The following is a 24,547-nucleotide window of genomic DNA, read 5'->3' on the forward strand; positions in this document are numbered from 1 at the left end:
TGTGCCCCGTTCGCTCTAGGCAAAGACTCCTGTCGCAGAGCCGTCCCGGCGGGTGAGCGCGTAGTGTTAGAGGCTGGAATATTTGCAGGCGGCAGCCGCGGCCGAGGCGGCGGCGGCGGCGCGCTGTTCACGGGTGCCGCAAGGTCCCGGGCGCCGGCACGGAGAGGTCCTTCATTGACGATTACCCAGGGTGAGCAGCCCGCCAGCGAACCAACGGCCGGCAACACCCGGGGCCGCAGGGCCCTCCTCAGCGGGCCGCGTCCACCCCGGAACAAGGACAAGCGGTCCTCGGCCATGCTGGTCTCAGGCCTGCTGGCGCTGGCGCTGGGCATTACTGCGGTGAGCCTGCCCGTCCCGTACGTGGTCGAATCTCCCGGACCGACGTTCAATACCCTCGGCGATGAGAACGGCAAACCCGTCATCAGCGTCACCGGGCACGAGAGCTTTCCCGCGAAGGGCAACCTGGACCTCACCACCGTCTACGTCGACGGCGGCCCGAACGGGCCCGTCAGCGTCTTCGAGGCGTTCTCCGCCTGGCTCGACGGTGCCAAGGCCGTGTACCCCGAGGAACTGATCTTCCCGCGCGGCGTGACCAAGGAGCAGTCCCAGCAGGAGAGTGCCGTCGCGATGACCACCTCGCAGGAAAACGCCGTCGCTTCGGCCCTCAAGGAACTCAACATCCCGTTCGAACAGAAACTGCAGATCGCCGGGATCCCGGAGGACTCCGCCTCAAGCGGAAACCTGCAGGAAGGCGACGTGCTGGTTTCCATCAACAACAAGCCGATCACTGCGCTGAGCGTCGTCCAGGCGGAACTGGCTGCAGGCAACGGGGCTCCGGTGACGGTCGCCGTCGACCGTGGCGGCAACAGCGTTCCGGTCACCATCACGCCGACCAAGGCCCCGACGGGTAAATTCATCCTGGGCGTGTTGCTGCAGTACAAGTTCACGTTCCCCTTCGAGGTCAAAATTTCGCTCGATAAGGTGGGCGGTCCCAGTGCGGGAATGATGTTCGCCCTCGGGATCGTCGACACGGTAACCCCCGGGGATCTGACCGGAGGCAAACACATCGCCGGAACCGGAACCATCACCCCCGACGGCGCCGTGGGACCGATCGGCGGCATCGGGCAGAAGATGCAAGGGGCCAGGTCCGGCGGGGCCACCTTGTTCCTGGCGCCCTCCGCGAACTGCGATGAGGTCCTCGGGCACATTCCGGCCGGTCTGCAGGTGGTCAAGGTGGAGAATCTGGCCGAGGCGCGGAAGGCCGTCGAGCTGGCGGCGTCGGGCACCGACACATCCGCGCTTCCCGCCTGCTCCAGCAACTAGACTGGCCGCGGAACTAAGCTCCGCCGCCACTCGTGGCACCTATGACGGCCGTCTCCGCCCTCCCCGGCGGTGCCCGCTGCCGATACAATGCAGCAACGCTCCATCACCCGCACCGACTGATAACTAAAACCAGCAACTCACGACCAGCTATGAGGTACCGAGTTTGTCCCGTCCCGCCAGCACCGTCCCGCCCGAAAGACCGCAGACTCGACGAGGCGCACTGACGCCGACGTTGATCGTCGTCGCCTTGATCGTGGTCGGGTTCATCTTCTTCGCCAATGTCTGGACGGACGTCCTGTGGTACCAGCAGCTCGGCTTCTTTGAAGTCTTCCTGACCGAGAATCTGGCGCGCATTATTCTCTTCCTGGCCGGCTTCGCCGTCATGTTCGCCGCGGTATTTTTCGCCATCCGGATCGCCTACCACGCGCGTCCCGTCTACGCCCCGGATTCGGACATCCGGGACAACCTCAACCGCTACCAGGTCCAGCTGGAACCGGTCCGCCGCGTGGTCATGATCGGGCTGCCCATCCTGTTCGGCCTGTTCGCCGGAAGCGCCGCCGCAAGCCAGTGGCAGAAGGTGCTGCTGTTCCTGAACCAGGAGCCCTTCGGCCAGAACGATCCGCTGTTCGGGCTGGACATCAGCTTCTACCTGATGACCCTGCCGTTCTTCGGCTTCGTCACCGGCTTCCTGATCAGCGTCACGATCGTCGCCGGTATCGCCGGCATCCTCACGCACTACCTCTATGGCAGCATCCGGATCATGGAGCGCGGCATCTTCACGAGCCGGGCCGCCCAGATCCACCTGGCGGTCACCGGCGCGGCCTTCCTGCTGCTGCTCGGCGTTAACTTCTGGCTGGACCGTTACTCCTCCGTGCAGAACAGCGGCGGACGCTGGGCCGGCGCCCTGTACACGGACGTCAACGCAGTCATCCCCACCAAGTCCATCCTGGCCGTGGCCGCGGTGCTCGTCGCCGTGCTCTTCATCGTCGCCGCTGTGATCGGCAAGTGGCGGCTGCCCGTGATCGGCACCGCCATGCTCGTCATCACGTCGATCCTCGCCGGCGGCGTCTACCCCTGGGTGATTCAGCAGTTCCAGGTCCGTCCCTCGGAGCAGACGCTGGAAAACGAATACATCAAGCGGAACATCAGCATGACCCGTGCCGCCTACGGCCTGGACAAGGTCCAGGAGAAGCGGTACAACGCCACCACCACCGCCACCACGGGCGCCCTGGCCCCGGACGCACAGACCACGGCCAACATCCGCCTGCTGGATCCGAACCTGATTTCGGATGCGTTCTCCCAGCTGGAGCAGTTCCGGCCGTACTACCAGTTCCCGAGTGCCCTGAACGTGGACCGCTACGAAGTCGACGGCAAGATCCAGGATACGGTGATCGCTGTCCGTGAGCTGAACCCGGAGGGCCTCGCCACCAACCAGCAGTCGTGGCTGAACCGCCACGTTGTCTACACCCACGGCTACGGTGTCGTCGCCGCCAAAGGCAACAAGTTCACCGTGGACGGCAAGCCGGACTTCCTGCAGGCCGGCATCCCCTCCACGGGTGTGCTCGGCAACGATTCGACGTACCAGCCGCGGGTCTACTTCGGCGAAAACTCGCCCGAGTACTCGATCGTCGGTGCTCCCGACGGCGCCCCGCACCGCGAACAGGACCGCCCGGCCGCCAAGGAAGGCGGCGGCGAAACGCAGTACACCTTCACCGGCAACGGCGGCCCGAACGTGGGCAGCTTCTTCAACAAGATCCTCTACGCGATCAAGTTCCAGTCCTCCGACCTCTTGCTCTCCGACGGGGTGAACGCCGAGTCGCAGATCCTCTACGACCGCAACCCGCGGGACCGCGTCGAGAAAGTCGCCCCCTACCTGACGGTTGACGGCAACGCCTACCCGGCTGTGGTCGATGGCCGCGTGAAGTGGATCGTGGACGGGTACACCACCAGCCAGTATTACCCGTACTCGCAGCAGGAGCAGCTCTCCGCCGCTACCGCCGACTCGCAGACCGCCGCGAACCGCACGGTTGCCCTGCCGAACAGCTCCGTCAACTACATCCGCAACTCGGTCAAGGCCACCGTGGATGCCTATGACGGCTCGGTGACGCTCTACGCCTGGGACGATCAGGATCCGGTACTGAAGGCCTGGCAGAACATCTTCCCGACCTCGCTGAAGCCGTTCTCGGAAATGTCCGGCGCGCTCATGAGCCACGTGCGCTACCCGGAGGACCTGTTCAAGGTCCAGCGTGAGCTGCTGGGCCGCTACCACGTCACCCAGGCGGACAGCTTCTACACCAATATTGACGCCTGGTCCGTCCCGAACGACCCCACGGTCAAGGAGGAGGTCAAGCAGCCGCCGTTCTACATGTCGCTGAAGATGCCGGACCAGGACAAGCCGGCCTTCCAGCTGACGTCCTCGTTCATTCCGCAGGTGGTCAACAACACCGCCCGCAACGTGATGTACGGCTTCCTCGCTGCGGATTCCGACGCCGGCAACCAGAAGGGCGTGAAGGCCGACAGTTACGGCCAGCTCAGGCTCCTGCAGATTCCGCCGGAAGCCCAGGTGCCTGGCCCCGGCCAGGCGCAGAACAAGTTCAACTCCGACCCCACTGTCTCGCAGGCGCTGAACCTGCTGCGCCAGGGAGCGTCGGCGGTGCTCAACGGCAACCTGCTGACGCTGCCGGTCGGTGGCGGTCTGCTCTACGTCCAGCCCGTCTACCTGAGGTCAACGGGTGAGACCTCGTACCCCACCCTGCAGCGCGTCCTGGTGGCGTTCGGCGACAAGATCGGGTTCGCCCCCACCCTGGATGAGGCGCTGAACCAGTTGTTCGGCGGGAACTCGGGGGCAACGGCCGGTGACTCGGCCAACAAGGGGCAGACTCCGGCCACTCCCGCTCCGGACGGTTCCACGCCGCCGGCCACGGGAACGGTGGACGCGAAAGCGGAGCTGAAGGCTGCCCTGGACGACGCCAACGCGGCCATCAAGGCCGGCCAGGATGCCCTCGCCAAGGGCGACTTTGCCGCCTACGGCGACCAGCAGAAGCGGCTCGCGGCGGCCTTGCAGAAGGCGCTCGACGCCGAGGGCAAGCTCGCCGCCACGCCGGCTCCGGCGCCGTCCGTCGCTCCCTCGGCCACGCCGGCGCCGACGCCGAGCAGCTGACGCCGAGGATCTGACAGCTAACGGTTGACGGCCGGGTTCGCGCTCCATCGGGGGCGCGGGCCCGGCCTTCTTTGGTTCTGCCAATGTTAGCCGGGCCAGGCGCGCGAACCTGCCGGCGCGTGCCGGCGCCAGGGATCCGGGCACCGTCCCTGGCGCGCGAGAGGCACATCACGTCGCCTCGATTTGGCCTCAAGTTCACCGGCAGGTAGAGTTGATCTTGCGACGCGGGGTGGAGCAGTTCGGTAGCTCGCTGGGCTCATAACCCAGAGGTCACAGGTTCAAATCCTGTCCCCGCAACTGAGGAGAAGGTCCGGAACGCTGGAAACAGTGCTCCGGACCCTCTGCTTTAACGCCTTGCCGTGGTTCCAGCCCCCCCGCCGGATGGTGTGCCCGGAGCGTGAAGGTCCGGGCATGGGGTCTGTGGTCCGGGGGCCCGGCAAAGTAGGGTAGTGTTGATCAAGCGACGCGGGGTGGAGCAGTTCGGTAGCTCGCTGGGCTCATAACCCAGAGGTCACAGGTTCAAATCCTGTCCCCGCAACTGAGGAAGAAGAGAAAGGCCCGGATCTGAGATCCGGGCCTTTCTTGCGCTCCGCTCTCGCTGCCCGGTACAGCGAGGTGCCGGTCCGTCGATGAAAACCTCGAGCCTCCTATGGGCGCCAGCCTCGCGCGGGTCCAGGTCGCGGCAATCCGGCGCTCCAGTCCGGCCTTCGGGGGAGCAGTCCCCCAGCTCTCCAGCCGCTCGCCGGCCGGCAGCTGCCCCGTGGTGCCCCGGGCGGGCGAGGGGAGCCGCCGGGGCGTCCGGTGGGACCCTAGGCTCAATGGTGGCCAGGCACGCCCTCCAGAACCGGGTGAAGAGCCTGTAGGGTCCTAAAGAGCCTGTAGGGTCCGCCCGCGCAGGGCGTCACCGTCCCCGGCTCGAACAGGAGGTTGGCCTGGAGGCTCACCGCGTTGATGCCGTGCTCCGCCGAGGGGCGCGCGGCGGGGGAAGCTTCGTCCAGCACGTAGACAACGGTGAGGGGGCCTTCGAGCGAGGCCGCTTCGGAGCGGGCCGGATTGTCATCCAGGTGTAGGTCATCGCGGAGCCAGACAGGGGTCGAAGACGTGGATCCCTCAGACATGAATCGACAGTACGCGCGCCGCCGCCGGCATGGCACGGCACATGGCACAGCAGAGGCCGGGCCCCCCGAGTCGTCCACAACTGCTGACGATACGCGAGGACCCGGCCTCGGGGCCGGCGGGAGCGGCCGGCGGAAGTCCGCCGGCGAGCTGCCTAGAGCTTGTCGAAGTCGGCTTCGTCGACCGTGGAGCCGGCCGCCTTGCGCTCGCCTGCGCCAATGGCTGCGGGGGAGCCGCCGGACTTCAGGGCGGCGAGCCGCGCCTCGATTTCGGTCTGCTCGCCGAGGTCCTCGAGCGAATTAAACTGCGCATCGAGGCTGGAGGCGGAGAGTTCCTGCTGGCCACGGACCTTGGCTTCTTCGCGGCGGATCTTATCTTCGAAGCGGCCCACCTCTGAGGTGGGATCCATGAAGTCGACGCTCTTGAGGGCATCGTGCACCTGGGTCTGGGCGGCAGCGGTCTTCGAGCGGGCCACCAGCTCGTTGCGCTTGCTGGTGAGCTCGTTGAGTTTGCCCTTCATCTGGTCCAGGCCGTGCTTGAGCTTGTCCACGACCTCGGTCTGGGAAGCGATGCTGGGCTCGGCGGACTTTGCCTCGTTTTCCGCGGACATCTGGCGCTGCAGTGCCACCTTGGCGAGGTTGTCGAACTTCTCGGCGTCGGTCGCGTCACCCTTGCCGCGGTACTCGTCGGCCTTGCGTGACGCGGCGAGGGCCTTGTTGCCCCAGTCCTGGGCGTTCTTGATGTCCTCGTGGTAGTCATCCTGGAGCATACGCAGGTTGCCGATGGTCTGGGCCACCGCGGACTCGGCCTCAGCGATGTTGTTCGTGTAGTCCCGGACCATCTGATCCAGCATCTTCTGCGGGTCCTCAGCCTGGTCCAGCAAGGAGTTGATGTTGGCCTTCGCCAGCTGCGCCATGCGGCCGAAAATGGACTGCTTCATGGTGTTACCTTTCGTCCTGCTCAGTGGTTCCCACTGAATTCAGTGAACAGTGAATGTACTGCTTCTATCCGCCGGCCAGAGCGTCCCTGCCGGCGCGTAGTCTAAGCGTTAAAAGTCGCCGCCGCCGCCGAAGTCGCCGCCCCAGCCTCCACCGGAGTCGCCGCCACCGAAGTCTCCGCCGGAGCCGCCGCCTCCGCCCCAGCCGCCGCCTCCGCCACCGCCGTGCAGAATGGAATTGATCAGGATGCCGCCGAGGATGGCGCCGCCCAGGCCGCCACCTCCGCCGCCGCCGAACATCCCCCCGCGGCCGTAGCCCTGGCCTTGGTTGGCGTAGCCGCCGAACTGGTCGACATCGGACTGTGCTTGTTGGGCTGCCTGCGCCGCCAGGGAATGGGCCTGCTGCGCGTACTGCAGGGCCGTGACCGGGTCGTTACGGGAGATGGACAGGGCATAGTCCAGATTCCGCTGGGCCTCCGCGAGGCGCGTGCGCGCCTCGGTGCCTACACCGCCACGACGGGCGGTGATGTAGTCGGAGGTCGCGCTGATTTGGGCCTGCGCGGACATGATGCTCTGCTGCAGCGAGGACTGCGCACGGCGGGCCTGCTCCTGCTGGTCGCGGATCCCTGTAAGGGATGCATCCAGCGACTGGTGCGCCGCTTCCACCCGCTCCAGGGTGGCGATCGGATCGATCTTGCCGCCCTGGATCTCCGCCTTGACCCTCGCCAGTGCGGCTTCCACCGCGGCGACCGGGCCCGCGAGCTCCGCGTGAGCCCCGGACTGGATCATGGCGCGGGCCTGCGCCAGGTCCTGCGAGGTGTCAACGACCGCGGACTCCAGTCCGGTGCGGGCCTCGTCCAGATTCCCGGCGACCTTGTTGATAGCGTCAATCAACACATTGGTCTGGTGCAGGCTCTCTTCGGCCGCCCGGACAGCCACGGCCGCGAGGCTGCCCTCACTGGCGCCGAGCTTCTCCCGGGCCGTGGCCGAGGCGTTCTTCACGAACTCCAGCCGCTCCTTGGCCTGGCTGATGTTGTCGGCTACCTGAACCAGCGCGCTCTCGGCATACTTGGCACGCAGCTCCGTCAGCGACTGTTCCGCGCTGGCGATCTTGGTTTCGGCTTGCTCCGCCCCTGCGCTGACCGCGGCCAGCGCCTGCGGGGCGTTTTTCTCCAGTTCGCGGAGCGAATCGAAGTCGGCCTTTTGCTCCTGCAGGGATGCCAGGGCGGCCTCGGAACGGCGGATGATTTCGCCGAGCCAGCTGCGCTGCTGCTCCTCGGTGTCGGGGATGTGGTCGTCGAGCTGCTGCTGCAGTTTGAAGGATTCCGACATGTGTCCCTTGGCATCCTGCAACGCCTTGGTGAAGTTGCCGACGGCGGCGTCGCCGTACTGTGCCTGCGCGAAGCCGAGTTCCTGTTCGCTGGATTTAATGGCGTCGTCGGCTTCGATCAGGAGCGAACCGCTCTTGCGGCGCAGTTCCTCGATAGTGAGACCGGCGAGCGGGTCCAACTCGGCGCCCTGCGGACCGTAGCCGGCCCCAGCTCCCGCGGCAGCCTTCTTGCGGCGGTTGCGGAAGTAGAGGTAAGCGCCCGCGCCGCCTGCGGCAACGACGCCAACGCCGACAAGTACGGCGCTGCCTGCGCCATCCGAGGGAACGTTCCCGGCACCGCCGCCGGCCGCATCGCCGATGGCTGCGGCGGCGTCGATCGCGGCCTGCGCGTAGTCACCCTTCCGGAGTTGCGGGTCCACTGCTTTGTCCCGGATGTTGTCGCGCTGCGCGTTGGTGATCTTGCTATTGGACGGCTTGCTCAGCTGGTACTGGCGCGTGTCCGTGGCAACTGTCAGCAGCATGGCGTTCGCACCCAGGCCTGCCTTGTCGGCCACCGCATTTGCCCAGGCGACGCGGTCGCTCGGGTTCTCAAACTTCTTGACGTAGACGACGTGGAAGGTCATCGCGTGGTCAGTGCCGAGTTTCTTGATGGCGGCTTCGACGTCCGCCTTCTTGCCGCCAAGGACTCCCGCGGAGTCAACTACCTTCGTGACCGGATCAAGGGTCACCGGATCTTCGGCGAGGGCCGGCGCGGCGGGAAGCGCCAGCAATCCGGCCACGCCCAGAACGGCGAGGTAACGTTTCAACTTAGACCGCATGTGCAACCCTTCAGCACTTCTGCGACCGGTTCGGCCGAACCAGTCGTCATAGAATGCAGCAGCGCCCCCACGCAGAAGTAAAGCCGCAGGTCGCTGTGACAATTCCATTTGATTCTATGGTCCACCCAATAGGCCGTCCACCGATGGGAATATGCCACCAGCGAAACGCGCTGAATGGTTGTAACGTGCCCACCACGGTCTGTCCTGCGGCCGTTCAGGAACCTCCCAGCAAATGTCCGCTCTAGTATCAGTCAGAGCGTCCATAGTTAATGCAGACGAGGATGAAAGGAAGTCTTATGACTGAGAACCCAGCGCATGGTGCAACACCAGAGAACCGGGAACCGGAGACCCCGCCTGAGGGCTCTTCGGGGCAGCCGGCGGCCACTCCGGTGCCGGACTCAGAGCACGAGAACCCGACCCTCCCGCTCGACCGGACGGAAGACGGCTCCCCAACGCCGGTCTATCCGCAGCGCCAGCCGTTCTACGGCGAACAGGCTGCGCCCACCCCGATCCAGCATTACGGGCCGCCCCAGCACGGCCAGCCGCAGTATCCTTCCCAGTACGGCCAGGCCCAGCACGGCCAGCAGTATGGCCAGGCCCAAAACGGCCAGCCCCAGCACGGCCAGCCCCCTCACAGCCAGACGCAGCACAACCCGGCCCCCTACGGGCAGTCCCCGTACGCTGCACCGTCCAACGCGCCAAAGCGCAAGGCAGCCTTCGGCGTACCCACCCTCGTTGCCAGCATCCTGGCCGCCGGGCTGGTCGGCGGCGGCGTCGTCGCCGGGACAACGCAGCTGCTGGGTGACCGTGCCTTGACGTCCTCGAGCAGTGGCAGCAGCACCCAGGCGGGCCCGGTCATCGTGAACAACAAGGACGATGTCAACACCATCACCGCCGCGGCTGTGAAGGCCTCACCCAGTGTGGTCACCATCAAGGCAACCAGTGGCAGTGACGGCGGCACCGGCTCCGGCATCATCCTCGACGGCGAAGGCCATGTCCTCACCAACACCCACGTCGTCACCCTCGACGGCAAGGCCGCCAATGCCACGATCGAGGTCCGCACGAGCAACGGCAAGGTCTACAACGCCAAGATCGTCGGGACCGATCCGCTGTCGGACCTGGCTGTCGTCCAGATCCAGAACGGCTCCGGACTCGTCCCGGCAACGCTGGGTGACTCCGGCAAGCTCAATGTAGGCGACACCGCCGTCGCGATCGGCTCGCCCCTGGGACTCACGGGAACCGTCACCGACGGCATCGTCTCCACCCTCAACCGCACCATCAGCGTCGCCTCCTCCGCAGCACCCAAGGACGGCGCCGACAGTTCAGAGGGCGGCGACCAGGGCTTCCAGTTCGCCCCTCCCGGCGGCGGGCAGAACCAGAGCACGGCAAACCAGGGATCCATCTCCATCAACGTGATCCAGACCGACGCGGCCATCAACCCGGGCAACTCCGGCGGCGCCCTGGTCAACACCAAGGGCGAGATCATCGGCGTCAATGTCGCGATCGCCTCGGCCGGCGGCGACGCCACCAGCAGCGGCAATATCGGCGTCGGCTTCAGCATCCCGATCAACCATGCCAAGCGGGTCGCACAGGAGATCATCAGCAGCGGCAAGGCCACCCACGGGCAGTTCGGCGTCAGCGTGAAGCCCAAGACCGCAAGCTCCTCGGCCTCCGCTTTCTCGGTCGGAGCGGAAGTCGCCACCGTTGAGTCCGGATCCGCCGCGGACAAGGCCGGCATCAGGGTCGGCGACGTCGTGACGAAGTTCCAGGACCTCTCCGTCAGCGATCCGAACCAACTGACCGCCGCGGTCCGGGAACAGCCCGCCGGTGCCACGGTAAAGGTAACGGTGCTCCGCAACGGCCAGGAGCAGCAACTCGACGTGACGCTCGGGGCGGCAGCCGAGCAGTAGGACAGCCCCGGAGGCCGGGCGGCACCAGCAGGTGCCGCCCGGCCTTTTCGGTTCCTCCACCGCACTGACATGGACGTTAACCCAGGCCGCGCCGGGGTCCCGCTATATGGTTAGCTAGGAGCAACCCGGCATCCCGGGCGTTCCGTGGCCACGACCCCACCCGGCTGGCTGTCCACCCGCATGGAAGGCTGCTGTACACACAGTGGAAGAGACTTTGAAGATCATCGTGCTGGTCAAGCACGTCCCTGACGCCCAGTTCGACCGGCATCTGACCGGCACCGGCTACACGACTGACCGTTCCGAGAGCATCCTCTCCGAGCTGGACGAATATGCCCTTGAAGCGGCCCTGCAGCTGATCGAGGCCCGCGGCGGCGAGGCGGCCGGCAACAAGGTGATCGCCCTGAGCATGGGCCCTGCCGGTGCCGTCAACGCGGTGAAGAAATCGCTCCAGATCGGCGCGACGGAAGGGGTGCACCTCAGCGACGAGGCGCTCGCCGGCTCCGACGCGGCCGCAACCTCGCTGGCGCTGGCCGCGGCCATCCGGCACCTCGAAGCGGATGCCCCGGCCGATCTCATCCTCACCGGGATGGCCTCCACCGACGGCGAGACCTCCCTGGTCCCGGCCCAGCTCGCCGAGCGCCTGGGCCTTCCCCAGGTGACCTTCGCCTCCTCGCTGGAGCTCGACGGCGGCAAGCTCACCGCCCGCCGTGACGGCGACTCCCATGCGGACACCATCGAGGCCACCCTGCCTGCCCTCGTCTCCGTCACGGACCAGATCAACGATCCCCGTTACCCCAACTTCAAGGGCATCATGGCGGCCAAGAAGAAGACCATCACCACGCTGGCCCTGGCCGACATCGGTGTCGACCCTGCACAGGTGGGGCCGTCCGGTTCCTGGACCGCCGTCGAAACGGCCGAAGCCCGGCCGCCGCGCACCGCCGGCACCATCATCACCGACGAAGGCGACGCCGGCATCAAGCTGGTCGAGTTCCTGGCTGCCCAGAAGCTGCTCTAAGGGGATCATCAGACATGGCAAAAGTAATCGTATTCATTGACAATCCCGGCAAGGCGCTGAAGAAGTCCAGCCTGGAGCTGCTCACCATCGCCCGATCCCTCGGCGAGCCGGCCGTCGCGTTCAACGGTGAACTGCACGACGAGGTCGCGGCGGCCCTCGCGGCCTACGGGGCGCAGGTGGTCTACCGACCTTCCGCCGAGGACCTCGACGCCTATCTTGTGGGCCCCAAGGCGTCCTACCTGGCCGCCGCGGTGCAGGCCTCCGGGGCCGCCGTCGTCCTGACAGAAAACTCGGCCGACGGCAAGGAAATCGCAGCCCGGCTGGGCATCAAGCTCGGAGCCGGCGTGATCACCGACGTCGTCGCCGTGGAGCCGGACGGAACGGCCCACAAGTCCGTGCTTGCCGGTTCCTACACCACGACGGCGAAAGCCACGACGCCGGTGGCCGTGCTCACCGTCAAGTCCAACAGCATCACACCGGAGCCTGCCGTCACCGGCACGGCACCGGAGAGCGTCACGGTTGAGGTTCCGGGGACTTCCACAGCCGCGTCCGCCCGCATCACGGCGCGCAACGAAAAGGCCGCCAGCGGGCGCCCGGACCTTGCCGAGGCGCGGATCGTGGTGGCAGGCGGCCGCGGCGTCGACGGGAACTTCGGACCCGTGGAAGACCTCGCGGACGCACTGGGTGCCGCCATCGGCGCCTCCCGCGCCGCGACGGACGCCGGCTGGATCGGCCACGACGCCCAGGTGGGCCAGACCGGGAAGACCGTCTCGCCCCAGCTCTACATCTCCGCCGGCATCTCCGGCGCCATCCAGCAGAAGGCCGGGATGCAGACCGCCAAGGTGATTGTGGCGGTGAACAAGGACGCCGAATCGCCGGTCTTCGAAATCGCCGACTTCGGCATTGTCGGGGACCTCTTCAAGGTCCTGCCGCAGGCCACCGAAGAAATCAAAAAGCGCAGAGGCTGATACTTTGAGCACCAATGCCAGTGCGGCGCAAAGCCCGTTCGACCCGGGAAGCTCCCGGATCGGGCGGGTCCTTTGTTTCACCGCCCACCCCGACGACATCGATTTCGGCGCCGCCGGCACGATTGCCGCCTGGACCGCCGCCGGGGTGGAGGTCAGCTACTGCATCATGACCGACGGCGACGCCGGCGGCTTCGACCCGGAGCAGCGCGAAGAAATCGTCCGGCTGCGGAATGAGGAGCAGCGCCGCGCCGCCGCTCTGGTCGGTGTGACGGACATCCACTACCTGCACCGGCGCGACGGCTACCTCGAGCCCACCCATGACGTCATGCGGGAGGTGGTGCGGCTGATCCGTCAGCTCCGGCCCGACGTCGTGCTTTCCATGCACCCCGAGCGCAACTGGAGCCGGCTCCAGAAGAGCCACCCCGACCACCTGGCCGTGGGGGAGGCCGTGACCCGTGCGGTGTATCCCGCGCTGGAGAATCCCTTCGCCTACCCGGAGCTCGCCGGGGCCGGCCTTGAGGCCTACAAGCTGCCGTGGCTGTGGCTCTTCGCCGGACCCGAGGAACGCGAAAACCATTTCGTGGACGTCACGGAGCAGGTGGACAGCAAGCTCGCCGCCGTCCACATCCACGTCAGCCAGCATCCCGACGCCGGGGCGATGGAACGCACCGTGCGTGGATTGATGCTCCGGACCGCCCAGCGCGGCGGGCTGCCCGCCGGCCGCAGTGCCGAGGCGTTCCACGTCGTCACAGTCAATGGCCCGGGGACCATCGCCGGTTTCTAGAGTTGCCCCGAGCTGACCTCTGCCATAAGCTGGCCTCTGTTTAAATCATATTTATTCATGAAAGGCAGACTTTGATGGCGAAGACTGCGCAGCAACCCGCTCTCGTGATCATGGGGGTCTCGGGATCGGGCAAGTCAACTGTTGCCGGTCTCCTGGCCGGCCGGCTCGGCTGGGATCTCGCGGAAGGCGACGACCTGCACCCGCAGGCCAATGTGGCCAAGATGCAGGCGGGCGAGCCGCTGACTGACGAGGACCGGTGGCCGTGGCTCGAAATCATCGCCGAGTGGATCCGGGCCCACACTGAGGCCGGGATTCCCGGCGTCATCACGTGCTCGGCCCTGAAGAAGCGCTACCGGGACGTCCTGCGGGGCGAGGGCGTGGTGTTTGTCTTCCTGGAGGGAAGCAAGGACCGGATCTCGGACCGGCTGGCCTCCCGGCACGGGCACTTCATGCCCCCGGCCCTGCTCGAGTCCCAGTTCGACGCGCTCGAGGCGCCCACGGAGGACGAAACCTTCATCAGCCTGTGCGTTTCCGCGACGCCTGCGGAAGAAGCCCAGGAAATCATCGGCCGACTGGGTCTTGACGCCGGTGACGCCGCCAGGCCGTAGTCAACGCTCCAGCCAGCACACATTTCCTAGACGAATGCTGCGACGCCGGTGATGGCTCGGCCGGCTACAAGTGTGTTGATCTCGTAGGTGCCTTCGTAGGTGTAGATTGCTTCGGCGTCGCAGAAGATTTTTGCCATCTCGTACTCGGTGACGATGCCGTTGCCGCCAAGGATGCTACGGCCCAGCGCGACGGTTTCGCGCATGCGCTTGGTGGCGAAAGCCTTGGCCATTGCGGAGTGTTCGTTTTTGGATTCTCCGGCGTCCTCGAGCTGCGCGAGCCGGACCATCATCCCCATGGAGCTCATGGAGTTGCTGAGCATGGTGACGAGCTGTTCCTGGATCAGTTGGAACGAGGCCAGGGGTTTGCCAAACTGGTGGCGCTCGACGGCCGTACTTCCTGGCGACGTCGAAGGCGGCCATCTGGAGTCCGACGGCCTGCCAGCCCACGGTGGCCCTGGTGGATTTGAGCACCTTGTTGGTGTCACGGAAACTGTTGGCCCCGGCGAGGTGGAACTCGTCTGAAATCCGTAGGTCCGTGAGTTTGATGTCAGCGTTCTGGACGCTGCGCAGGGAGATCCTGTTTTGGATGAGCGTCGCGGAGAATCCCGGTGTCTTGGTGTCAACCAGGAAGCCTTTGACCTGCTCGTCATCGACGTCCTTGGCCCAGATGATCACGTAGTCGGAGAACGTGGAGTTGCCGATCCAGCGTTTTTCGCCATTGAGGACCCATGTGTCACCGTCCCTGACCGCGGTCGTGCGGGTGCCGCCGGCCACATCTGAACCGGCCAGCGGTTCAGTGATCGCGAAGACGCCCGTCTTCCTGAGGGCGTAGATGTCCGGCAGCCACGCGGCCTTCTGCTCTTCCGATGCCAGCAACTCTATCGAGCCTGTGAATAATCCATCCTGTCCGCTCATGAAGGTTCCCACTGAGGCGTCGGCCCTGTGAATTTCAGCTGTCAGAAGGCCGGCAAAAAGATGCGAGTGGCCCTGTCTGCGGACAGGGCTGATGATGTCCAGGGCGGCAATCTTGGGAATCAGCTCCATCGGGAATTCGCTGCGGTTCCAGTAATCGGTGGCGATGGGACGCACTTCGGCGTCAAGCCAGCTTCTGACTTCGTGCAGCCGTTCGCGTTCGTGAGTGGGCAACAGGCCTTCGAAGTTGAAGAAGTCCCCTGTCGGATACGGCAGATCGTTTGTCTGGGTCTTGTGCTGGCTCATGGTGGCCTCCTGGGCTGTCAGAGAAGGGGAGTTCCTGTCCACGCCCCCGGCTGCGGACTCTTCCGTCTGTGGCGCGGGGGCATGATTCGAAGCTAGCCGAAGATCCGGGTCGGAAACTCACGTCACTTCGGCCCCACCGTGAACGGAGAGTCAGGCTATTACCGGCTCTTCAATCGCAGCAAGTACGGCATCACACTGAACTTCAAAGACGCCGAGGACCGGACCAGGCTCCTGGACCTCGTCAGGAATTCCGACGTCGTCATCGAGAACTTCCGGCCAGGAGTCATGGATCGTCTTGGCCTCGCCGCCAGCACCCTTCTTGACGTCAATCCCCGCCTCGTAGTGGTCAGCATCAGCGGATTCGGGCAGGACGGCCCCCTGCGCAACGCCCCTGCCTACGACCTGATCGCCCAGGCAATGAGCGGCCTGATGTCCGTGACAGGTTGGCCTGGAGGCCAGCCCACACGTGTCGGTGTGAGCCTCGGCGACCTCATCCCAGGGCTCTACGGCGCAACCGCCGCCCTGGCTGCCCTCCAGGAGCGTCATCTGACCGGAAAAGGCCAGCACATCGACATCGCCATGCTTGACAGCCTGGTCTCCATCCTGGAATCGGTAGGAATGCGCGCCTTGCACGGGGAAGACCCCACTGCCTGCGGCAACGACCACGCCATGTCCACACCATTCAGCACCTACCGGACCAAGGACGGGACAGTAGCTATCGCCATAGCAGGGGACCGGCTGTTCCCCCGGCTCACCCAAACCCTCGGACGAGAAGACTGGCTGACCGATAAAAGGTTCAGCGAACAGACACGCCGGAACACGCACACCGCCGAATTCCGGGCAGCCTTGGAAGACGCCCTCAGCACCCGCACCACCGAGGAGGCAGTGGCACTGCTTCAGGAGCACCAGGTACCCGTGTCGGAGGTCTACTCCGTTACAGATGCCCTCACCAATGACTACGCCCGCGCACGGGGACTCGTCGCCATCGAACCCGACGGGTTCGCCACCCTGGCATCGCCAATAAGGCTGACCGGTTCCGTGCTGCCCCGCCCGGCACCCAAGCTGGGCGAGCACAACGAACGAATCGGCGAGTGGCTCGCGTCAACCGCAACCGCCAACGAAAACTGACCCTGGCCGCACGCCTCACGCTGACTGCCATTGGTGACAGCGAGGCCAGCCGAGGGTCTCAGGCGCTTGTCTGATGGCGGGCACCGGCGGCGGCTTCAAACAGACCCTGGTCGGTGCCCTGCTGGCCCTCGCGATCGGCGCAGGCCCGTTGTTCCTCTCGCATGTGAACGACGCGGGCTTCTGGCAAAAGTCGAAAGCACCGTTTGTTGTTCCCGCTTTTGCTGGGGGCCGGTGCGGGGCCGGCCCCAAGCAAAGGGTCAGGCGTTGAGCGGCGCGGCGGCCACCGTCGGCAGGGTCGGTGACTGCGAGCCGCCGACCGGTTCCACCGTGATGCCAAATGCCGCGGCGGTGTGGATGCCTTTGACGACGGCGGGCTTGGACAGCGCTTCCGCGTCCATAAGGCCCTGTGACACCGGGGCCGAGCCGTCCTTCGGGATCAGCCACATCTGGTAGACCTTGCCGGCAGGCGGCGCCGGGACCCCGTTCATCTTGACCACGACGGCGTCCTTCGACGAGGAGACGGACACGGTGACCGTGCCGCCGCCCGTCACCTTGACGGTGGCCTGGCGGACATCGCCGGCCTGGAGCACCTGGTTCAGCGGATCGTTCTGGTTCGCCACATAGGCGCCGACGCCGACGCCGCCGAGGGCGATGGCGGCGGCGGCCGCGACGCCCACGAGCCAGCTACGCATACCCCGCGGCCGGCGTCGTTCTTCGCGGCGCCGGCGGGCTGCGCCGAGTTCATCGGTGACTGGCCGCTCGTCGGTTTCCCGGACCGGTGTGGCGACGACGGCCGGAACCGACGGCGGCGCGTGGCCTGCATGCTGCTGCACCCCTCCGGCGTCCTGTGCCGGCAGGGAGGCCATGATGCGGTCAAGGAGCCCGGCCGGGGGTTGTGCTTCCGCGGTGAAACTTGCGGCGAGCGCTTCCTGCGCCTGGCGCACCCGTTCGTTGAACGCGTTGCGCTCGGCGGGCGTAGCCGCGGCGAAGTAGTGCTCAATGGCGGCGCGCTCGGCGTCGTCGACGGCGTTCAGCGCGTACACCTCGGCCAGTTCAACGGCCCGGCCCGAAGTGAGGTCGGTGGCGATGTCGGCCGCAAAGGCGCCGGGAACACGAGCGTTGTTCTGCGCGTTCATGTCGGTCATCTCAACTCACCCCCAGACAGGTCTTCAGTCGGATCAGGCCGTCGCGGATGCGGGACTTGATGGTGGGAACCGCAGCGTTGAGCTTTTCTGCGACTTCCCGGTACGTGAGGCCGCCGTAGTAGGCCAGTCGCACAGATTCCTGCTGCGTATCGGTCAGGGTCTCGAGGCAACGGACCACGGCTTCGGCCTCAAGCCGGTTGCCGACCTCATCGGAGACGGAATCGTGGTCAATCTCCTGGCTGCTTGCGCCGTACTTCGCTTCCCTGTCGGTGGACGACTGGGAAGACCGGACCTTGTCGACGGCCCGGCGGTGCGCGATGGTCATAAGCCATGCGAGGGGGCTTCCCGCCTCGGGATTGAACTTCGACGCGTTCTGCCAGACCTGGAGGAAGACTTCCTGCGTGGTGTCCTCGCTGAGTTCCGTGTCGATCAGGACCCGCCGGGCCATGCCGAAAACACGCCGGGACGTGAGCTGATAGAACTCGGCAAAGGCGGCTTGGTTACCCTGGGCGATCTGTTCCAGCAACATTCCCAGCCGACGATTTACATCGGCTGAGGTGTCCGGGGGAGCGGCGGCCTCGGGATTCGGGGCGTTGGGAGTTTCCATCACCTTCAAGCATAAGGCGCGTGGCGCCGATCCCGGGTGAGGATGAGCCGCTCCACAGGCGTGGCCGCCCGCCACCCGGCGGGCCGGGTGTCTGTCCACCTGCGCTGTTGTCACCTGCCGTTCCTCGCTCCCTTCCCCGTGCTCCTTGCGGTTGCCCTGAACCGGGCTTCACTTGTGATTCGGCGCGGCAGTGCAGCCGGATGGGCGGATACAGCCGGAAATTCACGGCGGAACCGCCGCCCGGGCTACAGCTGGGCGCCGGCGAAGCCGTTCTGGCGCCAGGCCTCGTAGACGGCGATCGAGGCTGCGTTGGCAAGGTTCAGGGAGCGCAGGGCGGGCAGCATCGGCAGACGTACGCGGGACGTCACATGCGGGTCGTGCTTCAGCTCCTCGGGTAGTCCCACCGATTCCCGGCCGAACAGCAGTACATCCCCGGGGAGGTACTTGATGTCCGCATAGGAGGCCTCGCCGTCGGACGTGAAGGCAAAAACGCGCTCCGGGTTCAGCGCCTGCCAGGCCGCGTCGATATCCGGGTGGATAGTCACGACGGCGAGGTCGTGGTAATCCAGGCCGGCCCGCCGCAGTTTGGCGTCGGAAAAGTCAAAGCCCAGGGGTTCCACGAGGTGCAGTTGGGCGCCGGTGATCGCGGCCAGGCGAATGGCGTTGCCCGTATTGCCGGGAATTTCGGGGGCGTGGAAGAGGATGCGGAACACGCTCCCATCCTAGCGAGCCGCGGCTAGTGCATCCCGCGCAGCAGGCGGCCAAGCACCGGGACGTTGACTGTGTTCGGTGCCGGGCCGGAGCTCAGGAACTGCTTCAGGCCGCGCGCCAGGCCGGCAGCGTTGACCACCCGGACGGTGTCGTGGCTGTCGCCGCGGTCGCTGCCCAGGCCGGCAGCTGCGCGGCGGTGCTGGTCAATGACCGGCTCGTGCAAATTGCCGTCGCTGCTGTGCACCACGGTCCAGCCGGTCACGTTCAGCTCCGGGAAAATGTCCTGCATCCGGCGCACCACATGCGCCAGCTGCGGAGGAGTGATCGACCGCCCGCCATGGGTCAGGGTGCTGCCGTTCCAGGCGTAGGCGCCGGGGGGCAGCAGCATGGAGCCGATAACAGCCATCCGGTAGCCGGAGACAAGCACGTGATCGATATGGCTGTTGTCCGCGGGTGACTGCAGGCCGTTGATGAGGCGCGCGGCCGGAATGGCGGGGAGGATCTGGCGGCTGATCAGCTGGACGGTCCGCATTTCCCGCTGGATCCTCGCTTCGGCCCCGAAGATCCCGCGCTTGCGCGGCATCCCGTGGACCTGCTGCCGTGCCAGATCCTCCGGGATCAGCGGCACCTCGCCGGCCTGGGCCACGTCCTCAAAGGACGGAACATAAAGGGGGGCATCGGCCGCGGTATTTCGCGGTGTGTTGGGACGGCGTACATGGGCCGAGGCGCGGCTGCCTGCGGCCGGCGCGTCAAAGTGCGCCCCTTCCTCGCGGTCCGGGGTTCCGGAGAAGCCGCGGGAGCGGCTCCCGTACGAGCGGTCGTAGTCGGCGCGCCGCTTGGCGTCAATGAGGGTCTCGTAGGCAAGGGTCACCCGCCGGAACGCTGCGGGGTCACCGCCGTGGTCAGGGTGTGCCTTGCGGGCGGCCTTGCGGTAGGCCACCTTGATTTCCGTCGCCGTCGCCGTCACCGGGATGCGGAGGACCTGGTAATGCGAGCTGTTGCCCTGCGTCAAGCAAGAATCCTTACGTTGATGGTGCCAGCCCATCCTGGACGTCCGGCCTGGCCAGTTTAACCGGCTGAACGAACAACGACCGCGTAAGCCCGGAAGGTTCCCGGCGGCTGGCACAATTCGCGAACGGCAATCGATCGGCGGAGGCATGAAAGTAAGCCCCGATGCCTTCCTCGACGACGGCTATCTGAACCTCTTCATCGCCGGGCCGCTGTCCCGGCTGGGCCTTCTGGCGGTCTTCCCGAGGGTCTTTTCCGGCGGCCATACCGGGCACCCGGCGGTGCAGATCCGGCGGGTCCGCCGGATCGAGGTGGCGGCGGACAATGTGGTGGCGTACGCCGACGGCGAGCGGATCGGACCACTGCCGCTCACCATCGAGGTGGTCCCGGGAGCCGTCCGGGTCCTGGCGTAGTCGCCGCGGCCGTGGCAGACCCTCTCCCAGGTTCCGCGGACCCGAGTCGGCGCGCCGGGTCTCGTCGATTTGGCACATATGGCCGCCTTGGGGCTCTCATTCCGGCCGTTCTTGGATAATGGCGGCCGGCTGGGCTCGGGGGAGCCCGCCCTCCGCACAGTGCCTCGGCCACGCGCATCTGGCGCCTGACGCCCTGACGCCCTGGCGCGGCGATGCTCCCCACAGGCGGCCGCAAGGCGCCGCCCTCCCGTGGGCTCCGGGGCAACCGCGGTATACGCCGGCCTGTCCGGCAAGGCCGGGTTCCTCGGTGTACGGCTCCGTACCCTGCCCGGACGCCGCGGCCTGCGGCCTGCTGCCCTGGCCTCGGCAGGGCCGACACCGCAGGGCGGCTCGCCGTCGTTCCGCCAGGCTGAGCCGCCCCCCCGTGGTGAACCGCTACCGGGCCTTCTTCGGCGACAGCCGGTTCAGTGCAAGAGCTCCGACCAGCAGGCCGAAGTCGCGGAGCGCGACGTCGTAGAAGTTGCCCAGCACGATGAGGTTGATGATGATGCCGAGCAGCCACACGGCAACCAGCAGCGATCCGAACCGAGGCCTAAATGCCACGGCGAGGCCGGCGATGATTTCGACGACGCCGACGATATACATGATGGTCTGGGCCGGAAGCGGGACCACGGTAGTGGCAACCGGGGCCAGGTAGGCCGTCCAGTCGGTCAGCAGGTTCGTAAACTTGTCCAGGCCGAAGAGCACGGGCGCAATGGTGAATACCGTCCGTAGCAGCAGGAAGGCCTGCCGAGCCGGTTCCGCTGCGAGCGGACGGGGTCCTGCCGTAAGGGTTGAGGGGGATTGCATCTGGGGCTCCTTCTGCAGCTTCTAAAAGTGGATAGCTCGATTTTAGAACTCTCGGAGATATTAAACAATGGATCTTGTTTTTAGAGATAGAATGTCGTCATGAGCAGACTCCCGTGGCAGCGCAGGATGGCGGCCGTAGCCTCCCTTGGGGATGCGAACCGCAGGAAGCTGTTTGATTTTGTCGCGTCGGCGGAGGCCGCTGTTAGCCGTGACGATGCCGCCGGAGCCCTTGGCCTTTCCCGGAGCACAGCGTCCTTCCATCTGGACCGGCTCGTGCATGACGGGCTCCTCGGCACGGAATTCCGGAAACTCGGCGGGCGGGAAGGTCCCGGATCGGGCCGTCCCGCCAAGTTGTACAAGGCCGCCGTGCAGGAGGTGGCCGCCTCGGTGCCGGACCGCAACTACGATCTGGCCGCCGAGCTGCTGGTCTCCGCGATCGAGGAGTCGACGGCGGCGGGCGTCTCCGCCCGGGAGGCGCTGGTCCGTGCTGCCTACGCCCGGGGGCAGGCTACGGCTCAGGCGAGCGGCGACAAGGGAGCCGACTTTGCGGGGCTGCTTGCGGCGGAAGGTTATCGGCCGGAGGCTGACGGCGCGGGCGGCTTTGTGCTGCTGAACTGCCCCTTCCACCGGATCGCCGAAGGCCATACGGAGGTGGTCTGCGCCATGAACGGAGCTTTCCTGGGCGGGGCCGCCGCAGGCTGCGGCGTCGACCCGGACCGGGTGGAGGCGCTCGACATCACAGACCTCAGGGCGCAGGGCGCCGCCCAGCCGGCGCAATGCTGCGCCCGTATCAGGCCTCTCTGAGCCTGCAGTTCCACGGGTTCAGGCCACTTTGAGCTTGGCCTGCCCCTCCACCCCGGCCAACGCCGCCGCGGGTAGAATTGCCGTGTGCCTGTTTACCTCGATCATGCCGCCACCACCACCCTCGCCCCGGAGGCGCTGGCCGCGCTGACACGCGAACTGGCCCGGACCGGCAACCCTTCCTCGCTGCATGGGTCCGGCCGCCGCGCCCGGCGCTCCGTCGAGGATGCGAGGGAAGTGCTGGCCGCCGCCGCCGGGGCGCATCCCTCGGAAGTCATCTTTACGTCCGGCGGCACCGAGGCTGACAACCTCGCGGTCAAGGGACTGTATTGGGCCCGTGGCGCCGAGGACCCTGCGCGCACGCGCGTCCTGTGCTCCGCCGTCGAACACCACGCGGTGCTGGACTCGGTGGAGTGGCTCGAACGGCACGAGGGCGCCGAAGTGTGCTGGCTGCCGGTTGATGCCGAGGGCGCGTTGGACCTGGGCGTGCTGGAGGCCGAACTGTCCCGTGATCCGGCCTCGATCGCCCTCGTCACGGTCATGTGGGCCAACAACGAAGTCGGCACTATCCAGCCCGTCGCCAGGATTGTTGAGCTGGCGCACGCCGCCGGCGTTCCGGTGCACTCCGACGCCGTCCAGGCCTTCGGCTCCGTGCCGGTGGACTTCCGCGGCACCGGCCTGGACGCCATGTCCATCTCGGGCCACAAGATCGGCGGTCCGGTCGGCGTCGGGGCGCTCATTCTTGGCCGCGCGGTGAAGCTGACCCCGGTCCAGCACGGCGGGGGACAGGAACGCGACGTCCGCTCCGGGACCCTGGACACTGCGTCGATCGCCGCTTTCGCCGCAGCCGCCGCAGCCGCCACCGCCAAGCTCCCGGAGGAGGCCGCACGGATCGCGGGGCTTCGGGACCGGTTGATCGGCGGAGTCCTTGCGGCGGTGCCTGAGGCGGTGCTGCGCGGGGCTCCCGGGGCCGGGCGGCTGCCGGGAAACGCACACTTCACCTTCGCCGGCTGCGAGGGGGACTCCCTGTTGTTCCTGCTGGACCTGGCCGGGGTGGAATCCTCCACCGGTTCGGCCTGTACAGCAGGAGTGCCGCGGCCCTCCCATGTGCTGCTGGCGATGGGCCTGGATGAGGACACGGCCAGGGGTGCCCAGCGGTTCAGCCTGGGGCATTCCTCCACCGAGGCCGACGTCGATGCGCTGCTGGCCGCGCTGCCGGGCGCCGTCGCCCGTGCCCGGCAGGCGGGCATGGCCGGCCACGAGTCCAGCATCCAGACCGCGGGAACAGTCGCCCGTGAGTCTGCACGTCAGGCCTCCGGTGGGAGCCGATCTAGGAGCTGATCCAGGAGCTGATCCAGCGGGACGGCGGGGTCGGCCAGCACCTCGGATGCCAGCACGGCCTTCGCTGTGATGAGTGCCTTGATCGTCTTTTGGGGCTTGTCGGACCGCGGCCAGTTCACGCTCATTCCCGCGACCACCTGGCCGTCGCGCTGCCAGAAGGCGAGGAATTCCTTCCCCTCCAGCGAGCCACGGATCGTTGGCCGCCCGGAGATGAGCGTCGGGAAGCCCGAATACTCCATGCTGACGTCGAACTGGTCGGTATAGAAATACGGGATCGTGTCCAGCACGGCGTCCTGGCCGAGCATGGCCTTGGCCGCCACCTTGCCGCCGTTGAGCGCATTGGACCAGTGTTCGCTGCGGTGGTGCTCCCCGGTGAAGGGGTGCAGGGCGTTGGCGACGTCGCCGGCCGCGTAGATCCCGGGGGTTCCGGTCCGCAGCGAGGCATCGGTGAGGATGCCGTTCCGCAGTCCGATGCCGGCGGATTCGGCCAGGGCGACTTCCGGTACTACGCCGACCGCAATGATCACCAGGTCGGCGGGTAGGACGTCGCCGGCGTCGGTGACCACCCCTGTCACGCGTCCCGACTGGCCGGTTATCTCGGCCGCCGAGGCGGGAAGCCTGAACCGCACGCCGTTGGCCTCATGCAGCGAGCGGAAGAAGCCGCCCAGCTCGGAGCCGATCGCGGCGGCCAGCGGAACCTTCGCCGGCCCCAGCAGGGTGACGGTGTTGCCATAGGTGCTGGCGGCGGCGGCCAGTTCCATCCCGATCCAGCCGGAGCCGATCATCACAACATTCCGGCCCCCATCGACGAGGCCGGCGCGCAGACGCAGGCTGTTCTCCACCGTCCGGAAGGTGCTGACCCCGTCCAGGCCGCTGCCCGGCAGGGGAATGCTCCGGGGACGTGCCCCGGTGGCGAGCAGCAGCGAGGCGTACTCCAGCCGGCTGCCGTCACCGAGGCTCAGGGTGCGGGCGCCGGGGTCAAGGTGCGTGACCGGCTCACCCAGCCGCAGCTCGACGCCGTTCTCCGCGTACCAGCCCTCCGGAACCACGGGAAGCGCGTCATCGCCGGCCTTGCCCAGCAAGTACTCCTTGGACAGCGGTGGACGCAGGTACGGGTGGTGGGCCTCTTCGGCCACCACCACGACCGGGCCGCTGAAGCCCTCCGCCCGCAATGTCTTGGCTGCGGTGGCGCCGGCCAGCCCGCCGCCCACGATGACGATGCGCTCAACAGCCATGTCCGCTCGATTCCCGCTGGTGCGTTGTCAGTTTCTAAAACCGTCTATCCTGACGTTAGAAGCGCGGTGTGGTTCAGTCAAGGCTTTTGGGTGAGGATTCGGCGTGGCGATAGAATAGGGCG

21 protein-coding genes, 2 tRNA genes and 1 pseudogene are annotated in these 24,547 nt (G+C 66.7%); 14 read left to right on the plus strand and 10 right to left on the minus strand.

From position 1 onward, the window contains the following. Positions 1 to 174: 174 nt before the first annotated feature. The 4 genes from ACVWZ8_RS14020 to ACVWZ8_RS14035 all read left to right on the plus strand — a co-directional run bounded on the left by ACVWZ8_RS14020 (position 175) and on the right by ACVWZ8_RS14035 (position 5,021). On the plus strand, positions 175 to 1,323 hold the full coding sequence (locus ACVWZ8_RS14020) for a YlbL family protein (protein WP_426978770.1): 1,149 nt from the start codon (positions 175 to 177) through the stop codon (positions 1,321 to 1,323). Positions 1,324 to 1,486: 163 nt separating this feature from the next. Further along, positions 1,487 to 4,483: a UPF0182 family membrane protein gene (locus ACVWZ8_RS14025; protein ID WP_426978768.1), complete on the plus strand. Its 2,997-nt coding sequence runs from the start codon at positions 1,487 to 1,489 to the stop codon at positions 4,481 to 4,483. Positions 4,484 to 4,706: 223 nt separating this feature from the next. Further along, positions 4,707 to 4,780 (plus strand) — tRNA-Met (locus tag ACVWZ8_RS14030). A 167-nt stretch (positions 4,781 to 4,947) separates the two neighbouring features. Next, positions 4,948 to 5,021: transfer RNA gene (locus ACVWZ8_RS14035), tRNA-Met, on the plus strand. Between the two features lie 277 nt (positions 5,022 to 5,298). Here ACVWZ8_RS14035 and ACVWZ8_RS14040 read toward each other — a convergent pair. The 3 genes from ACVWZ8_RS14040 to ACVWZ8_RS14050 form a co-directional block, all read right to left on the minus strand. After that, positions 5,299 to 5,601, minus strand: a complete 303-nt coding sequence (locus ACVWZ8_RS14040) for a deoxyribodipyrimidine photo-lyase (protein ID WP_426978767.1) — start codon at positions 5,599 to 5,601, stop codon at positions 5,299 to 5,301. Between the two features lie 152 nt (positions 5,602 to 5,753). Beyond that, positions 5,754 to 6,539, minus strand: a complete 786-nt coding sequence (locus ACVWZ8_RS14045; protein WP_426978766.1) for a PspA/IM30 family protein — start codon at positions 6,537 to 6,539, stop codon at positions 5,754 to 5,756. 108 nt (positions 6,540 to 6,647) lie between these two features. Continuing rightward, positions 6,648 to 8,684 carry a TPM domain-containing protein gene (locus ACVWZ8_RS14050; protein WP_456504948.1) on the minus strand — a complete coding sequence of 679 codons (2,037 nt, stop codon included), beginning with the start codon at positions 8,682 to 8,684 and terminating at the stop codon, positions 6,648 to 6,650. Between the two features lie 296 nt (positions 8,685 to 8,980). Here ACVWZ8_RS14050 and ACVWZ8_RS14055 point away from each other — a divergent pair, with 296 nt between their 5' ends. From ACVWZ8_RS14055 to ACVWZ8_RS14075, 5 genes are all read left to right on the plus strand, one after another. Next, positions 8,981 to 10,594: a trypsin-like peptidase domain-containing protein gene (locus ACVWZ8_RS14055; RefSeq protein ID WP_456504949.1), complete on the plus strand. Its 1,614-nt coding sequence runs from the start codon at positions 8,981 to 8,983 to the stop codon at positions 10,592 to 10,594. A 214-nt stretch (positions 10,595 to 10,808) separates the two neighbouring features. Beyond that, positions 10,809 to 11,609, plus strand: coding sequence for an electron transfer flavoprotein subunit beta/FixA family protein (locus ACVWZ8_RS14060; protein ID WP_426979726.1), 801 nt, complete (start codon positions 10,809 to 10,811; stop codon positions 11,607 to 11,609). Between the two features lie 14 nt (positions 11,610 to 11,623). After that, the gene (locus ACVWZ8_RS14065) at positions 11,624 to 12,577 is read left to right on the plus strand and encodes an electron transfer flavoprotein subunit alpha/FixB family protein (RefSeq protein ID WP_456504950.1); all 954 of its coding nucleotides are present in this window, start codon (positions 11,624 to 11,626) and stop codon (positions 12,575 to 12,577) included. A gap of 4 nt (positions 12,578 to 12,581) precedes the next feature. Further along, on the plus strand, positions 12,582 to 13,361 hold the full coding sequence (locus ACVWZ8_RS14070; protein ID WP_456504951.1) for a PIG-L deacetylase family protein: 780 nt from the start codon (positions 12,582 to 12,584) through the stop codon (positions 13,359 to 13,361). Between the two features lie 74 nt (positions 13,362 to 13,435). Next, positions 13,436 to 13,969, plus strand: a complete 534-nt coding sequence (locus tag ACVWZ8_RS14075) for a gluconokinase (RefSeq protein WP_456504952.1) — start codon at positions 13,436 to 13,438, stop codon at positions 13,967 to 13,969. Between the two features lie 26 nt (positions 13,970 to 13,995). On the opposite strand, the pseudogene ACVWZ8_RS14080 reads toward ACVWZ8_RS14075, so the two are convergent. Next, a pseudogene (locus ACVWZ8_RS14080) lies at positions 13,996 to 15,187 on the minus strand (acyl-CoA dehydrogenase family protein). A 102-nt stretch (positions 15,188 to 15,289) separates the two neighbouring features. On the opposite strand from ACVWZ8_RS14080, the gene ACVWZ8_RS14085 reads away from it, so the two are divergent. Both ACVWZ8_RS14085 and ACVWZ8_RS14090 read left to right on the plus strand, forming a co-directional pair. After that, positions 15,290 to 16,315, plus strand: a complete 1,026-nt coding sequence (locus tag ACVWZ8_RS14085; protein WP_456505952.1) for a CaiB/BaiF CoA transferase family protein — start codon at positions 15,290 to 15,292, stop codon at positions 16,313 to 16,315. Between the two features lie 73 nt (positions 16,316 to 16,388). Further along, positions 16,389 to 16,583, plus strand: coding sequence for a GntT/GntP/DsdX family permease (locus tag ACVWZ8_RS14090; protein ID WP_426978760.1), 195 nt, complete (start codon positions 16,389 to 16,391; stop codon positions 16,581 to 16,583). On the opposite strand, the gene ACVWZ8_RS14095 is transcribed toward ACVWZ8_RS14090, so the two are convergent. The 4 genes from ACVWZ8_RS14095 to ACVWZ8_RS14110 all read right to left on the minus strand — a co-directional run bounded on the left by ACVWZ8_RS14095 (position 16,573) and on the right by ACVWZ8_RS14110 (position 19,790). Then, positions 16,573 to 17,460, minus strand: coding sequence for an anti-sigma factor (locus ACVWZ8_RS14095; protein ID WP_456504953.1), 888 nt, complete (start codon positions 17,458 to 17,460; stop codon positions 16,573 to 16,575). The genes ACVWZ8_RS14090 and ACVWZ8_RS14095 overlap by 11 nt on opposite strands. Position 17,461: 1 nt before the next feature. Further along, on the minus strand, positions 17,462 to 18,067 hold the full coding sequence (gene sigK, locus ACVWZ8_RS14100; RefSeq protein ID WP_426978758.1) for an ECF RNA polymerase sigma factor SigK: 606 nt from the start codon (positions 18,065 to 18,067) through the stop codon (positions 17,462 to 17,464). 245 nt (positions 18,068 to 18,312) lie between these two features. After that, positions 18,313 to 18,780, minus strand: coding sequence for a tRNA (cytidine(34)-2'-O)-methyltransferase (locus ACVWZ8_RS14105; protein WP_426978757.1), 468 nt, complete (start codon positions 18,778 to 18,780; stop codon positions 18,313 to 18,315). A 23-nt stretch (positions 18,781 to 18,803) separates the two neighbouring features. Further along, a complete protein-coding gene (locus tag ACVWZ8_RS14110) occupies positions 18,804 to 19,790 on the minus strand; it encodes a J domain-containing protein (protein WP_456504954.1) in 987 nt (328 codons plus the stop codon). Between the two features lie 133 nt (positions 19,791 to 19,923). Here ACVWZ8_RS14110 and ACVWZ8_RS14115 point away from each other — a divergent pair, with 133 nt between their 5' ends. Beyond that, a complete protein-coding gene (locus tag ACVWZ8_RS14115; protein ID WP_456505953.1) occupies positions 19,924 to 20,199 on the plus strand; it encodes a hypothetical protein in 276 nt (91 codons plus the stop codon). 435 nt (positions 20,200 to 20,634) lie between these two features. Here the strand turns inward: ACVWZ8_RS14115 and ACVWZ8_RS14120 are convergent, their stop codons facing one another. Beyond that, positions 20,635 to 21,048 (minus strand): hypothetical protein, encoded by a 414-nt coding sequence (locus tag ACVWZ8_RS14120; protein ID WP_426978754.1) that lies wholly within the window; start codon positions 21,046 to 21,048, stop codon positions 20,635 to 20,637. Positions 21,049 to 21,147: 99 nt separating this feature from the next. On the opposite strand from ACVWZ8_RS14120, the gene ACVWZ8_RS14125 reads away from it, so the two are divergent. Then, positions 21,148 to 21,852: a helix-turn-helix transcriptional regulator gene (locus ACVWZ8_RS14125; RefSeq protein ID WP_426978753.1), complete on the plus strand. Its 705-nt coding sequence runs from the start codon at positions 21,148 to 21,150 to the stop codon at positions 21,850 to 21,852. Between the two features lie 84 nt (positions 21,853 to 21,936). Then, the gene (locus ACVWZ8_RS14130) at positions 21,937 to 23,190 is read left to right on the plus strand and encodes a cysteine desulfurase family protein (RefSeq protein WP_456504955.1); all 1,254 of its coding nucleotides are present in this window, start codon (positions 21,937 to 21,939) and stop codon (positions 23,188 to 23,190) included. Here ACVWZ8_RS14130 and ACVWZ8_RS14135 read toward each other — a convergent pair. Continuing rightward, the gene (locus ACVWZ8_RS14135; RefSeq protein ID WP_456504956.1) at positions 23,157 to 24,425 is read right to left on the minus strand and encodes an NAD(P)/FAD-dependent oxidoreductase; all 1,269 of its coding nucleotides are present in this window, start codon (positions 24,423 to 24,425) and stop codon (positions 23,157 to 23,159) included. The genes ACVWZ8_RS14130 and ACVWZ8_RS14135 overlap by 34 nt on opposite strands. Positions 24,426 to 24,547 lie beyond the last annotated feature (122 nt).

Source organism: Arthrobacter sp. UYCu723, from assembly GCF_054059215.1.